General features: G+C 57.9%; 11 protein-coding genes. 6 read left to right on the plus strand and 5 right to left on the minus strand.

Annotation, left to right across the window (positions count from 1 at the left end; genetic code table 11):
* Positions 1 to 26: 26 nt before the first annotated feature.
* Complete coding sequence (locus tag EU556_RS15195; RefSeq protein ID WP_135434999.1) at positions 27 to 1,163, minus strand: PepSY-associated TM helix domain-containing protein; 1,137 nt, start codon at positions 1,161 to 1,163, stop codon at positions 27 to 29.
* Positions 1,164 to 1,334: 171 nt separating this feature from the next.
* The gene (locus EU556_RS15200; RefSeq protein ID WP_245327707.1) at positions 1,335 to 3,749 is read right to left on the minus strand and encodes a TonB-dependent receptor; all 2,415 of its coding nucleotides are present in this window, start codon (positions 3,747 to 3,749) and stop codon (positions 1,335 to 1,337) included.
* A 310-nt stretch (positions 3,750 to 4,059) separates the two neighbouring features.
* On the opposite strand from EU556_RS15200, the gene EU556_RS15205 reads away from it, so the two are divergent.
* The gene (locus EU556_RS15205; protein ID WP_135435001.1) at positions 4,060 to 4,509 is read left to right on the plus strand and encodes an ankyrin repeat domain-containing protein; all 450 of its coding nucleotides are present in this window, start codon (positions 4,060 to 4,062) and stop codon (positions 4,507 to 4,509) included.
* 174 nt (positions 4,510 to 4,683) lie between these two features.
* Here EU556_RS15205 and EU556_RS15210 read toward each other — a convergent pair whose 3' ends face one another.
* Complete coding sequence (locus EU556_RS15210) at positions 4,684 to 5,388, minus strand: dienelactone hydrolase family protein (RefSeq protein ID WP_135435002.1); 705 nt, start codon at positions 5,386 to 5,388, stop codon at positions 4,684 to 4,686.
* Between the two features lie 220 nt (positions 5,389 to 5,608).
* Complete coding sequence (locus EU556_RS15215; RefSeq protein WP_135435003.1) at positions 5,609 to 8,242, minus strand: MGH1-like glycoside hydrolase domain-containing protein; 2,634 nt, start codon at positions 8,240 to 8,242, stop codon at positions 5,609 to 5,611.
* Positions 8,243 to 8,591: 349 nt separating this feature from the next.
* Between EU556_RS15215 and EU556_RS15220 the strand changes: the two genes are divergently transcribed.
* The 5 genes from EU556_RS15220 (at position 8,592) to EU556_RS15240 (ending at position 12,726) form a co-directional block, all read left to right on the plus strand.
* Entirely contained in the window at positions 8,592 to 9,269 is a 678-nt protein-coding gene (locus EU556_RS15220) for a response regulator (RefSeq protein ID WP_135435004.1), read from the plus strand.
* Positions 9,270 to 9,319: 50 nt separating this feature from the next.
* Positions 9,320 to 10,705, plus strand: coding sequence for a sensor histidine kinase (locus EU556_RS15225; protein ID WP_135435005.1), 1,386 nt, complete (start codon positions 9,320 to 9,322; stop codon positions 10,703 to 10,705).
* 55 nt (positions 10,706 to 10,760) lie between these two features.
* Positions 10,761 to 11,033: a hypothetical protein gene (locus EU556_RS15230; protein ID WP_135435006.1), complete on the plus strand. Its 273-nt coding sequence runs from the start codon at positions 10,761 to 10,763 to the stop codon at positions 11,031 to 11,033.
* A 127-nt stretch (positions 11,034 to 11,160) separates the two neighbouring features.
* Positions 11,161 to 11,496 (plus strand): four-helix bundle copper-binding protein, encoded by a 336-nt coding sequence (locus tag EU556_RS15235; RefSeq protein WP_135435007.1) that lies wholly within the window; start codon positions 11,161 to 11,163, stop codon positions 11,494 to 11,496.
* A gap of 249 nt (positions 11,497 to 11,745) precedes the next feature.
* Positions 11,746 to 12,726, plus strand: coding sequence for an alpha/beta hydrolase (locus EU556_RS15240; protein ID WP_135435008.1), 981 nt, complete (start codon positions 11,746 to 11,748; stop codon positions 12,724 to 12,726).
* A 191-nt stretch (positions 12,727 to 12,917) separates the two neighbouring features.
* On the opposite strand, the gene EU556_RS15245 is transcribed toward EU556_RS15240, so the two are convergent.
* Complete coding sequence (locus EU556_RS15245) at positions 12,918 to 14,333, minus strand: chloride channel protein (RefSeq protein ID WP_135435009.1); 1,416 nt, start codon at positions 14,331 to 14,333, stop codon at positions 12,918 to 12,920.
* Positions 14,334 to 14,680 lie beyond the last annotated feature (347 nt).

Consider the following 14,680-nt stretch of genomic DNA (forward strand, 5'->3'; position numbering starts at 1 on the left):
GGGGCGTTTTTGTTATGCGGGTAGTGCTAGGCCAGTTGCACCTTTCGCTTTTGCTTTTTGGGCTTGTTGCGGCGGCCCCACCAGATAACCGTGCCGGTGACGGGCAAACTGGCGGAAATCAGACTGGCCAAGAACGCTACAATCTTACCACCAATGCCCAGTATCTGGCCCGTGTGCAGGTCGTAGTTCATGTCGGAGAACTTGGTGCCGGTGCTTTTGGTGGCGTGAAAGCGGGATTCTAAGAGCTGCCCCGACACCGGATGAAAAGCATATTCGTCGCGGTGGTAATAGTGAAGGGCTTTCTGGTAGGTCCAGCAGTAGGCGGGGTCTTTGCCCGTGCCGGTGGGCCCCAGCAACACCATCTCGTGCGTGGGCGAGAGGCGGCGCGCGTTTTGGTACACAATGTCGGCCACTGGCTGGGTTGCCGCCGACACCGTTTGCAGGGTATCGAGCTTGGTGGTCATGAGCTCTGGGGGCGCGGCTTTGCCCCCATCCACAGCAAACCGGATGGACTCCAGCATCCAAGGAAAAATCATGAACAGGCCGGAAAGGGCCAGCACTAATCCTATGCTGGCGGCGTAAAAGCCCAGTACGTTGTGAAGGTCGTAGTTGACGCGGCGCCAGCGGGCTCCCCACTTAATGGTGAAGCGCTGTTTGCGCTCCTGCTTGCGCTTTGGCCACCACAGTACTAGGCCAGTCAGCAGCATTACTACAAAAATGGAAATGCTGATGCCCACCACCCACTTAGCTATTGCCTCAGGCAGCAGCAGGTGCATGTGAATTTCCTGAATGATACTGAAGAAGTGCGTGCGCAGATCCGTTTCGTGCAGCACCTGCCCGGTATAAGGGTTCAGCGACACCATCAGGGGCGCGCCGGCTTTGTCGGTGAAGAATACTGTGGCGGAGCGCTCGGGCCCAAAGTAGGTAGTCCAGCAGTCTTTGGCCGCAATGCCAGGGTGAACGGCCAAGGCCGCAGCCTGCAGCTGCGAGGGCAACAGTTGAGGCGCGGCCTGCGCTTCCACCTTGCGCCAAGGTTCGGTAACGTCCCGAATGTCGTCTTGGAAGGTGAAGATGGCGCCGGTGATACTCACAATGAACACCACCAGGCCCGAGACCAGCCCCAGCCAGAGGTGCACTTTGCCAACCGCTTGTCTGACGTTCATACCTAAAAGTTACGTAACAAATACTCGAAAGTGGGGGCTGATGGCCACGCACTTCCTTTTCTCTAGCGCTAGGCCTCTTCCCTTCGCCCCTGGCCTAGGAAAGAAGGCAAGCGCCAGCAAGATAGCCTAGGCCTGTCTGCTGGCGCTTGCGCGGTGGACCTTGGGCCGCGTTTAGAACTTGTAGGCCACACTGCCCACGATGCTGCGCAGCTTCTGAGCATTAATAGTGGTGTAGCCAATCCAGTAGTGCTCGTTGGTCAGGTTGTCTACCTTCACGGCCAAGCGATACTTGGGCTGGTCGTAGAAGGCGCTGGCGTTGAGCACGGTGTAGCTGGGCAGGATAAACACGCCCTGCGACTTGCTGTTGAGGATCTTGTTGTCGCTGGCATAGTTGCCGCCGAAGCCTAAGCCCAGGCCCTTGAGCAGGCCTTCAGGCTGGCGGTAGCTCGCCCATAGGTTGGCCAAGTAGGGTGAGGAAGCGGTGTTGGGCCGGCGGCCGTTTACATCTTCATTGGTGTTCACAAACTTCGAGAAGTTATAAGCAAAGCCCCCCACCAGGTTCAAGCCCGGCACTGGGTTGGCCGTAAGACTTAACTCCGTACCGCGGCTCCACTGCGTACCATCCTGGGCGCTAATGGTGCGCGTAGAGCCGTCGGGGTCAGTGAGTGTGTAGAGGGTGCGCAAGACATTCTGCACCCGGATGTCGTAGTAGCTGACCGTAGCGCTAACCCGGCCCTGCGCCGCGTCGAGCTTCACGCCTCCTTCAATCTGGTTGGCCCGCTCGGGCTTGGTCACGAACGACTGACCTTCAGCGTTTAGGTAGCTGCTGTTTTGGTTGTTGAAGCTATTCTGGTAGTTGGCAAACAGCGCCACGCGGTCTTTCACGGGCTGGAACACCACACCAAACTTCGGCGACACGGCCGTTTGCTGGTATGCCTCTACCGGCGAGTACAGAATGCCACCTTTGTTGTCGTAACGGTCTACGCGCACAGCAGCCAGCACGCTTAGCTTGTCGGTCAGGTTCAGCACATCCGAAACAAATGCGCTGTAGGTGTTGATTTTGGTAGTGACCGGGTAGCGCCCGGGTGCGGCGGCGGCATAGGTGGCATCAACGGCTGCCTTGTTGAAGGTGCGGTAGTTGAAGTAGGGAGCACGGAGCGGAGCTACGTCAATAGTGCCCCCGAAGAACTCAATGTTAGAGTCGAGGCGCAGGAAGTCTAGGCCTAGCACCACGCGGTTCCGCAGGTTGCCAATTTTAAAGTCACCGTTGAACAACTGCTGCACCTGATAGGTCTGCCGGCGGCTGTCTTGGGTTGACTGGTCGGCGCGCAGTAAGTTGTTGACACCGGGTCTGGTACCAAATCCCAGGGCAATATCAGAGACCAGGTAGAAGTACGGCCCGTTGCCCTCTGAGTAGCTACGGCTAGAGGTAAGGAAGGTAGTAGAGGTGAAGCTAGGCGAAATGCGGTAGCGCACCTGCCCAAACAGGTTGGTGCTGCGTGAGTCCTGGGTCAGGCCCGGCCCCTGGTACGACTGCCGGTAGTCCAGCGGCGCCTGGTCGGCCCGTGAGAAGCCGAAGTTATCTACCTTATCAAGGAAGTAGATGTAGATGAGCTGTTTGCCTACGTTAGTACCGCGGTACACCTCCGCGTCGAGATTGATGGTCAGGCGGTCATTGGGCTGGAACTGCAGGCTGGGCGCCACGGCTACGTTTTTCGTAAAGCCCGTGTAGCCCACATTCTGGAAGTTGTCTTCGTACGTGTAAGCCCCGTTGAGGCGGAAGGCCAGTGTTTTGGAAGCATTGAGGGGCGTGTTCACGTCCACGCTGGCCCGATGGAAGCCATAGCTGCCCGCAGCCAAGGCCACCTCGCCCCCAAACTGCTCGTAGGGTTTCTTAGTCACGCGGTTGAGCAGGCCACCGTAGGAGCTCAGGGCCGAGCCGTAGAGCGTAGCCGAAGGACCTTTAATTACTTCCAGCTTCTCGAGGTTGGCCGCATCAATGGTGCTGGTAACGCCGCCGGCCACGCCATTGCGCAACTGGCTGGACACTACAAACCCCCGCGAGGCGTAGAACGAGCCCCCGTCGCCGCTGCGGCCGGTGGGTTCCCACATCTGCTGCACGCCAGGGGCGTTGCGGGTAGCGTCGTCAACGGAAAATACGAGCTGTTCGGTGAGTAGCTCTTTGCCCACGGTGGCGTACACCTGCGGGTTTTCGAGGTTGCTGAGCGGCATTTTGCTCACATCCACGGACTGCTTCCGGACGAAGCGGTTTACGCGGGCACCGTTTACGATTACCTCCTTCAGCTGCTCGGCATTTTCAGCCAGGGTAAAGTCAAGCGTTGCAGACTGGCCGCCGCTGATGGTTACAGACTTCTCTTCAGTTTTCAGCCCTACGGCCGTCACAACTACCGTGTACTCTCCGTCGCGCACCCGCTCAATGGCATACTGGCCCTGGCTGTTGGTGATGGCGCCCTGGCCACGGCCTTTCAGCCCAATAGTTACGGATTCGGCCGGCCGACCATCGGCAGTGGTAATCGTGCCGCGAATAGACGCCGTCTGCTGGGCCATTGCGGAAAGAGAACACACTGTGAGGGTAGAAAGTAGACCGAGTTGTTGAAGAGGTGTCATGTACGCTATTATTTAGAATCATTCTAAAACGACGCAAAGTAACAGCAGGAATTCTTCCCAATGAAATTTATTTATACCTGATCTAAATAAAACTGACGAGCTAGGTGACTGCGTCAACCAAATACTGTCGCGCTTACCATCAGTATTTGCCCGGTAATTATTGCGTTTATCATAGAAAAATCATCTAAACACGCTGTTGAAATTGGGCTATTCCGGTACTGATGCACTACATTTGGGGTCGTCACTCCCCCTCAATTGTATTCTCTGTATGAAACAACTTCTTCTCGTTTTTGCCTTATTTCTAACCTCAGCCGTTGCTTTTGCACAAACGCCCACGCAAAAAGTGTACGCCGCAGTGGTTAAAAATAAGCCGGCCGACGTAGAGGCACTGCTAGCGGCCGGGGCTGATGCCAACGCTCCTGTGGAAATGATGCCGGGCTTCCCGACCACCTTCCTAATTATTGCAGCCGGTAACGGGCAGCTAGACGTAGTGAAAGCCCTAGTAAAAAACAAGGCGCAAATTGACAAAACCGACAGCTTCAATGCCACCGCTCTCATGGCTGCAGCCGCCAAGGGTAGCCTCGATGTAGTAGAGTTTCTGCTAGCCAGCGGTGCTAACCCCAAAGCCAAAGACAAGGACGGCAAAGACGTACTGGCCAACGCTAAAGAAGGCGGCAACGCCGAAGTAGTGAAGCTGATACAGGCAAAGGCTAAGTAGAGAATTAATTCTCTACGGCTAACAACGAAAAGGGCGGACATGAAGTCCGCCCTTTCGTGTGTAAGGGGTTATGCTAGGCCACTTCGCACAAGGCAACGGCCAACTTCTTCCTTTTGCTACCGGGTGGGAAAGGCAATTCAGCGCCTAGGCCACTCGGGCTGTTTCACACCTGGCCTAGCGTAGTTTGTCTTGGAAGAAAGCCAGCGTGAGGGCCCAGGCTTCGGCAGCCGCCTGCGGGTGGTAGCTGGGCCGCTCATCGCAGTGAAAACCGTGGTCGGCGTAGGAGATGAACGTATTGATGTAAGGTTTGCCAGCGGCATCTACGGCTTCAGTAACCTGGGCAATGTGCTCTTTGCTGATGTGCTTGTCTAGGCCACCCCAGAAGAATAGGTGCGGGGCGTGTAGGTCTTGGGCACGGTCTTTCAGCAAGTGAGTGCCCCCACCGTAGTACGAAACCCCGGCCGCCAGCGGCAGCACCGCATTGGCCAAAAACGACACACGCCCACCCAGGCAAAACCCAATGCTGCCAATTTTATCGGTTACGTTTCCTTGGCTCCGGAGCCAGTCGTAGCAGGCCTGCATATCGGCGGTCAGGCCTTCGGGCGTAATGGCGTTGTAATGCGGCTGGGCACTGGCAAAATCAGAGTAAGGAATTTCTAGGCCAGGTGCGGCGGTGCGGTGAAACAGCTCGGGCGCAATAACTACGTAACCCGCCTGGGCCAGCCGGTCGGCCACGTTCCGGATGTGGCCGTTTACCCCGAACGCCTCCTGCAGCAGCAGGATACCAGGGTGCGGGCCCTCCCCCGCCGGGAAAGCCGTGTACGCGTTAAACTGGGTATTGTCGGAAGCGCTGAGGGAAACCGCGTTGGGGTAGCTCATAGGGTGATGAGGAGAAGATGTGTTGGTGTGAGGAGGTGTTGGGTGGCCTAGCGGATGTTATTGCGAGCAGGCCAAACAGTGTATTTACCGAGTAGAAGCGAAGTGTTGCGGTCGAGAATGACGTAAGAATAGGCCAGTGGGCAGGGCGTTGGGATACGTCGGTGGTTTACGTGCCAAGCATAGAGAAGAACAGAATGCGTTGTCGAGGTTCTAGGCCACTTTATTTCTTCTCTCCTCTCATTTGCAGCAGCCGCACGATGAGGCCCGTCCAGCCGGTTTGGTGGTTGGCGCCGAGGCCGTGGCCATTGTCGCCGTGGAAGTACTCGTGGAAGAGCAGGTTTTCCCGGAAGTGCGGATCGGTTTGCAGCAGTTCACTTTCGCCTAGCGCGGGTCGGCGGCCGTGCTCATCCTTCAGCAGCAGCTTCGTCAGGCGGCTGGCCAGGGCCTGGGCTACTTGGTTCAGGTTAAGGAGTTGCCCCGAGCCAGTGGGATATTCTACCTTGAACTTGTCGTCGTAGTAGAAGTAAAACCGCTGCAACGACTCCACAATGAGGTAGTTAATGGGAAACCAGATGGGTCCGCGCCAGTTGCTGTTGCCGCCAAACATGCTGCTTTCGGCCTCGCCGGGCACATACTGCACCACAAAGTCGTCGTCCTCGGTGCTGAACACGTAGGGGTGCTCTAGGTGGTAGCGCGACATGGCCCGAATGCCAAACTCGGAGAGGAACTCCGTTTCATCAAGCATGCGGGTGAGCAGGCGCTTTAGGCGGGAGCGGCGCAGCAGGCTTAGCAGGTGGCGGGCACCTTTGCCGGGCTCTTCCCAGCGCGAAACCAGCTGGGCCAGATGCGGCCGGTTTTCAATTAGCCAGCGGGCCCGCTCCGTGAAGTCGGGCATGGCATCCAGCATTTCCTGATCAATTACCTCCACCGCAAACAACGGAATCAGGCCCACAATAGAGCGAACCTTGAGCTTGGTGCGTTCCTCATCGGGGGTATGGAGTACATCATAGTAGAAGCCATCTTCCTCATCCCAGAGGTTGAACAGCCCGTCGCCACCGCGGGTCATGGCATCGGCGATGTAGAGGAAGTGCTCGAAGAACTTGCCGGCTAGCTCCTGGTACACGGGGTTGGTTTTGGCCAGCTCCAGCGCCATGCGCATCATGTTCAGGGCAAACATGGCCATCCAGCTCGTACCATCCGACTGCTCAATGAAGCCGCCGGTGGGCAGCGGCGAGCTTCTATCAAACACGCCAATGTTATCCAGCCCCAAGAAACCACCCTCGAAGATGTTCCGCTCGCTCTTGTCTTTGCGGTTTACCCACCACGCAAAGTTGAGGGCCAGCTTATGGAATACAGACTCCAGGAAAACATTGTCGCCGTGGCCTTCCCGAAGCTTTTTGTCCATCTGATACACGCGCCAGGTGGCCCAGGCGTGCACGGGCGGGTTCACGTCGGAGAAGTTCCACTCGTAGGCTGGTAGCTGACCGTTGGGGTGCATGTACCAGTCGCGGGTGAGCAGACGCAGTTGGTTTTTGGCAAACTCAGCATCCACCATGGCCAGCGGAATAGCGTGAAAAGCCAAGTCCCAGGCCGCGTACCACGGATACTCCCACTTATCGGGCATGGAGATGATGTCCTCGTTGTGGAGGTGGCGCCAGTGGTGGTTGCGGCCTTTAAACCGCTCAGCAGGCGGCGTCAGCACGGCCGGGTCACCGGTCAGCCACTCGTTCACATCGTAGTAATAAAACTGCTTGCTCCAGAGCATGCCGGCAAACGCCTGCCGCTGCACATTGCGGGCGTCGGGGTCCTGCATGCCCTCGTGAATGCAGTTGTAAAACTCGTCGGCATCGTGGCGGCGGGCCGCAAAAATGTGGTCGAAGTCCAGAAACGGCTCTTCACAGCCTGGCTGGCGCAGGCGCAAGCGCACCACATGCGACTGGCCCGGCTGCAGGGTGAGGTGGTACTGAGCGGCCACCTTGGTGCCCCGCTGGTCGGGGTTGATGGCTTCGGGGTCACCCTTTACCACGTACTCATGAATCCCGTCTTTGAAGTGCCGGCCTTCGGCGGGCAGGTTGTAGAGGCGGGCCCCGTTGGTGTCGTTTTCACAAAACAGCAGCGTGGGTTTCTCATCGCAGTACAGGTGGTACTGGCCTAGCTGATGGTGCTCGGCTACTACGGTGCCGGTGGCCGTTTCGCGCAAGACGGGCCGGGCGGTATCATAGCCCCAGGCCCAGGTGTTGCGGAACCAGAGCTGAGGTAGCACCTGCACGGTGGCCACCTTGGGGCCGCGGTTATGCACCGTTATCTGAATCAGAATGTCTTCGGGGTCGGCCTTGGCGTACTCAATGTACACATCAAAGTAGCGGCTCTTGTCGAAGATGCCCGTGTCTTGCAGCTCATATTCGGGCTCCAGGCGGCTGCGCTTTTTGTTTTCGCGCAGCAGCTTGCGGTACGGGAAGGCCTGCTGCGGATACTTGTAGAGCATGCGCATGTAGGAGTGCGTGGGCGTACTATCCAGGTAATAGTACAGCTCCTTCACGTCCTCGCCGTGGTTGCCCTGGCCGTTAGTTAGCCCGAATAGGCGTTCCTTCAGCACCACATCCTTGCCATTCCAGAGGCCTAGCCCAAAGCACAGCAGCTGCCGGTCGTCGCAGATGCCGCCCAACCCCTCCTCGCCCCAGCGGTAGGCGTAGGAGCGGGCCATGTCGTGCGTAATATAATCCCAGGCGTTACCCCCGGCGCTGTAATCTTCGCGCACCGTACCCCACTGGCGTTCCGTGAGATAAGGCCCAAACTTCTTCCAGGGAGAAATGTGCGCGTTTGTTTCGGTTAGGCGTAGTTGTTCCTGCGTCATACTGAATATTGTGGCCCATGAAGTTACACTTGGCTTGCATACGAGTAGGCGCGACCAAGGCGCTGGGCACCCTCACCCCGTGGGCTAGCCGGTTGCCGCTAGGCCACTAGGCAAAGGTCCGGACATACCAATTGCTGACTGCGGTACTGCTTTTTGCGGAAAACAGTTGCTACAGTTGAGGTCGGGGCGCTAGTTACATCTGCAGCGGAGGCTACATACCGAGGGAGTGCCACCCCTGCCCCACTAGGCCACTGCCACTGGGTTGTTATTTACGTGTAGGGCTAGCATATGCCGGGTTGGCTCGTATAGCTTTGCACGGTGGGGCACTCCCACGGGCATAGCACTACGTATGAAATTACTGCTGGTAGAAGATGAGCCCAAGGTGGCATCCTTTGTAAAAAAGGGGTTCGAAAATGAAGGCTACGAGATTGAGGTGGCCTACGACGGCCGCCTAGGCCTCTCACTGGCCCAGAAACAGCCCTACGACCTGGTCATTCTCGATGTTAACCTCCCGCACATCAATGGGTTTGAGCTCTGCAAGTTGCTGAAGCAGCAGGCCCCCCAGCAACCCGTGCTGCTCCTCACGGCCATGGATAGCCTCGATGATAAGGTAACGGGCTTTGAGGCCGGCGCCGACGACTACCTCGTGAAACCGTTTGAGTTCAAGGAGCTGCTGCTACGGGCCCGGGTGCTCACCCGCCGTCACGCCGATGGAGCCGCCGTGAAGCAGTTGCTCCGCATTGCCGATCTGGAGCTGAACCTTGACTCCAAAACCGTAATGCGGGCCGGGCAGCGCATTGAGCTTACCACCAAGGAATACGCCCTGTTGGAGTATCTGCTGTTGAACCGGGGGAAGATTATTTCCCGCGTCGACATTGCCGAGAAGGTCTGGGAGCTGAATTTCGACACCAACACCAACGTCATTGATGTGTACGTGAGCTACCTGCGCAAAAAGCTCGACAAAGGCTACGATGTTAAGCTGATTCACACGGTGGTGGGCATGGGCTACGTGCTGCGAGAGGGATAACCGCCGCCGACGCCTAAGCCACTTCACTCATCTTTTCCACCTCACCGCTCATGCTCATCCGCAACAAGCTCATTCTGCGCTTTACGCTGCTGGTAGTGGGCATTCAGCTGTGCTTTTCCATTTTCATCTATTACTTCCAGGCCAGCACCCGGGAGCAACGCTTTATCAACCGTCTGGCGGGCAAGGCAGCCATGACGGCCCGCGTGCTGGTTCGCCGCGACAGCCTCAACAACCAGCTGCTACGCACGCTTCACCGCCGCGACTTGTTTACCGTACCGGGCGAGCAGATTAGCATTTATGGGGAGGGGCAGCACTTACTTTATACCAGCGCCGATGGCCTGAGCCAGAAGCTTAATTCGCGGTATTTGCCGCGCATTAAGCCGGGGCAGGCGGTGCAGTTCCAGGATGGCCCGCTGGAAACCATTGGCATGTACTACGAGCGAAATGGACGCCCATACTGGATTTTTGCCGCCGGCCACGATGACTTTGGGCACCGGCAAATGGAGAAGCTGCGCCTGATTTTACTGGCCGCCAACCTGGGGGCGCTGGTGCTGATTATTCTGGCCGGCTGGTATTTCGCCGATGAGTCGCTGAAACCTATTTCCCGCATCATTGCCCAGGTGGAGCGCATTACGGCAACGCGCCTGAGCACCCGCGTAGACGAGGGCAACGGCACCGATGAAATCGCCCAACTGGCCCGCACCTTCAACCAGATGCTAGGAGGCGTGGAGCAGGCATTCGAGTCGCAGAAGAGCTTCCTGAGCAACGCCTCTCATGAGCTACGCACCCCCTTGGCCTCGGTACTGGGCACCTTGGAAACCTCCTACGCCTACGATACCGACCTAGCCGAAGCCAAGCGCAGCATCAGCTCGGCCACGGAGGAAATCAAGAAGCTCATTGAGCTAACCAACGGCCTGCTAAGCCTGGCCAAAGTAACCGACGCCTCGTTCCGCCGCGACCTAGTGCGCCTTGATGAGTGCCTGGCGCAGGCCATTGCCTCCTGCGAGAAAAGTTACCCCGACCGAGTCATAAAGCTGCAGTTTGGCCAACTCCCTAAGGATGTTGACGACATGTTTATGGTGCGCGGCAATGCCCAGCTTATGACCACTGCCCTGCTCAACCTCCTCGATAACGCCTGCAAATACTCCCAGCACGAGGTGCAGGCCCGGCTCAGCTATCCAACCACCGACCTGCTGGAGGTGCGGGTAACGGACCAGGGCATTGGCATGGAGCCTCACGAGCTGGCCCGAATTTACGAGCCCCTGTACCGCGCCGGCACCGATACTACGGCCCCGGGCTACGGTATTGGCTTGCCCATGACGCGCAAAATAGTGCTGCTGCACGGGGGCCAGATTCAGCTTACCTCGGTAGTAGGCCAGGGTACCACCGCTACTATTCAGCTGCCTGCCGCAGTCGATGATGAGCAAGGTCTCTAACCTCTTTTAATGTCCTTCTCATTTTGTTTTAATGTGGTAGGGGGTGTTTTGCGGTATGGCTGGACTACCCATTTCCTCTTCCGCCTCCCGAAATCGGCTGCTCGTGTGGCTGTTAGTGGGCACGCTGTTGCTTTCCACGGGGCTTAACCTGTACTTACTTTTTCAGGGCCCTGATTATCCGGAGGACTACGCGCTGGATGCGCCCCTGCTCGAAACAATGGCCGAGGTAGAGCTACAACAAACCCGCCAGGCCCTGGCCGAGTGTCAGGCAGGCAGCTCTTTCGGCCCCGATAGTATGGCTCACGCCTCAGCCCCTCACAAGCACTAGCCTAGCCCCAACGCGCTGCTAGACCTGCCTGGGCGTGTGTAAACCAGGCCTTGTGGGTGTTGCTACCGTCAAATTTTCTTTCCCCCTTTAGAAGCCACTGCTAAGCGTTGGCCCTCCTTTTCTACTTATGCTTCCTCGTCAACAACACGTATTAGATGCTCTACATGCTTGCCTTATTGCCTGCGAACAACTAGCCCTCAGTGGCCTAGAAGTGCCAGAACTGCACCGGGGTGTACGCCTCAGCCGCGACTGTGCCGACCTGTGCCGCCTCACGGCCACGTTTGTAATGCGCCACGCCGAGCACACGGTGCATATTCTGCGCGAGTGCGCCGAGCTGTGCCGCTCCTGCGCCGATGAGTGCACGCAGTTCTCCCTGGAAGCTGCCCGCCACTGCACTGAAACCTGCCGCCGGGCCGAAGACGCCTGCCGCACCGCTTTTGTAGTGCCCTCGTTTGCCCCCTAGGCCTAGTCAATTCTGGCAACAGCCCACTTAGCATGTGCGGAGCGATGACGGTGCTTCATTAGTCTTACTTATTGCAGTAGGGGATAAAATTCCTCTAAGCGCTATTGCGCAACTTTTTCAAGCTAGTGGCACTCAAACACACCCTGTTGTAGTGGTAATGAGTGCCAAGGGCAGTCATTGGTGCTCATAGGCAACCAATGGTAATAGGGGTGCATCTGGGATATATCGCGTGTCTACTTTTCCTGCCCTATGCCCGTGTTTCTACGCCTCCTATGCTGCAGTGGAATAGTACTGCTGATAGCGGGGTTACCGCTGGCCGCTCAAACGGCGCACAAACAGCGCCTGCCCCTGCGCGACCAGACGCATTTATATCGCCCGAATAAGCCGACCAGCGAGTTGGCTTTCTATCTGCTGCCGGCCCGCTCACCGGTACCGCGCGGGGTACTGCTCTTGTTACCCGGCTTGGGCGGCAAAGCCCAACACGTGTTTCAGGAAACCGCCCTGGGGCAGCAGGCTTCACAGGCCGGCTTCGTGACCGTCGTGCCGACGCTGAACAACCGGCTCTACCTGGACTCCGCGGGCACCTGTTTCCTCGACGAAGTCCTGCGCCGCGTCACCCAGCAGTACCCGAGCGTAGGCGGTAACCTGTTCATCGGGGGCTTTTCCGCCGGCGGGCACGTGGCCCTAACCTATGCTGAAACCCTGGTCCGTAATACCGCCCGGCTCCCGCTACGGGTAAACGCCGTGTTTAGCGTCGACTCGCCCGTGGATTTGGCGTCCTTCTGGCAGGTTGGACAGCGACAAGCTGCGCAGAATTGTCATCCGTTGCTGGTGCAGGGAGGCCGGTCCACGATGGCTACGCTCACCCACGCCTTCGGCGGCACCCCCGACCAGAGGCCCGCCGCTTATCGCCAATATTCGGCATTTTCCAGTAGTGACCCCACGGGCGGCAATCTCGTCCTGCTCAAGTCAACGCCGGTACGCGTGTACTGTGAGCCCGACCTGAACTTCTGGCGCCAGCACTACTGCCCCACCTGGCAACTAGAAGACCTGAATGCGGCCATGCTCAAGACCATGATAGAAACCTTGCGTCGCCAAGGAAATATGAGGGCAGAATATCTGGAAACCCACGGCAAAGGTCGCATGGGCCAGCGGCCGTTCCCCCATTCGTGGTCCATTGTCGACGCCCCTGAATGCATCAGATGGCTGCAAAGCTTTGTGCAGGAGTAGCAGACAACACTGGCTTCGTCGGTCGCGCTACATGGCAGCCCTTGCACCCGATAGGCGAATTATTGCTCACGGTGCTACCGGCCGAGAATACGCAACTAAACAAGGGCAAGTAGCTGCACGCGTTGCGGGTGTTTCTCTAAATTGGTGCAGGTAGCCTCATCCGCCGTAAGCAGGAAGCAACTCCGCATGGCTCAATTGTTCTCCTGTGGTGGCTCCGGCTGGGGGCGAGTTGCGAGGCGGCTCGTCGTGGAAGGTTGGGCAAGGGCCTCCCGTAGAAAGCCCATTTTTAGATGCTCATAGAAGGAATGCGGGTCAACGAGCGAGGCCACAGCTTGGGCCATCATTCCACTGAGCAACAGCTGGAAGATAGCCGAGTGGCGGTCCGTCATTTCGAGTACCAGAATGGCGGCTGTGAATGGAGAGCGGACCACCCCCGTTAGAAAGCTTACCATGCTAACCAGAATGAGCAAGTTGCGGTCTTCTAGCGGTACGCTGCCCAGCCGGCACAACCCATCGCCGAGCACGGCCCCGGCACTAAGTGAGGTGGCAAAAATGCCACCCGCGCCGCCACCGCTGTAGCTCAGCGCCATGCCCGCGTAGCGCGCCGGAAACAGGTACCAGGGCGTTTGTCCATCATTCTGAAACAGCAGGCGGTTAATAATGGGTTTGCCCGTGCCCACGCCCTCTTGGCCTACAGTGTAGGCCAGTACCGCCAGGAGCAGTCCGCACCCCACTACCCAAGCCGCCTGCTGACCCAGGGATGTAAAGCGGCGCCGGTACGCGTTCAGCCAAAGCAGCGTTTTTGCGAAAACAGCTCCCGCTAGGCCACAAACAATAGCCACCAGAGCTACTGTAGCCAAAAACCAGCCCGCGTGCGCCGTCACTTTCGGAAACCCCAAATATAAGTACGACCCCAGCAGCGACTGTGCCGTGAGGCCCGCCACAATTACGGCCGAAAACACGGCCATCCGGAAGCGGGCCATGTGCATTTGGGTCAGTTCTTCCACCACAAACACAATTCCGCCCAGCGGGGTGTTGAAGGCCGCCGCCAGCCCGGCTGCGCCACCCGTCACGAGGGCAATTTGCCTCGACAGCTGGGGCCAGCCCGCTGGCTGCAAGCGGTTAATAGCTCGGAATATGGCCGCCGATATCTGAATGGTAGGCCCTTCGCGGCCAATTACCCCGCCTCCCAACAGCAGCGTGACGCTGCTCAATACTTTGACGAAGGCCACCCGCAAGCTCAGCAAGTAGCCCGTGCGATGGTGCTGCCCCGGGTTGGAAAGCTCAATGCCCGCCATCAGCTGCGGAATTCCGCTGCCCCTCGCGGCCGGTGCCCACCGCTGCACCACGCCCCACGACACCAGAAAGGCTAGCGGCGTCAGGCCAAAGGCGAGGAGAGGCTGCCGCTGCAGCCACCCAAAGCTTACCGCCTCAGCCCACACAAACAGCTTCTCGTACCCAACGGCCACCACGCCCGTGACAATGGAAGCAAACCAAAACGGGAAGCTTTGCAGAATCAGCCGACGGACGCGGTCGGTGTAGAGGCGCTGGAGAAAATGTTGATCGAGCCACGAAAGGGCCCTGGCATAGCGTGAAGCTTCCGGCATGCGGGAGGGAATAAAGTTGAGCTTACTGCACAAAGTACGGCTAGCAACGTGTAGAGTACGTGTACGGGGAGAAATTACAGACAGCCGGGCTTACCCTCCTTCGCCCCAAAGTATAAGCCGCCCTGCCCAGATGAATTTCACCCAAATACTATCGTACCTGGGAGTAGTAGCATAACCGTTCAGGAATCCGCTTACTGCTAGCTCACCCGCTCAGGAACAACCAGATAGCCGGCTTCTAGGCCACCTCACTGGTCGCTCCCTAGGCCTCTTATACCCTCCGCAATATGCCTCTGCGGGTGTCCAAGGGCTTTTTAATGTCTTTTAATGTTGTTCTAATTCTGTGCTAA

Origin of the sequence: Hymenobacter fodinae (assembly GCF_004745825.1) — a bacterium.
GTDB lineage: Bacteria > Bacteroidota > Bacteroidia > Cytophagales > Hymenobacteraceae > Hymenobacter > Hymenobacter fodinae.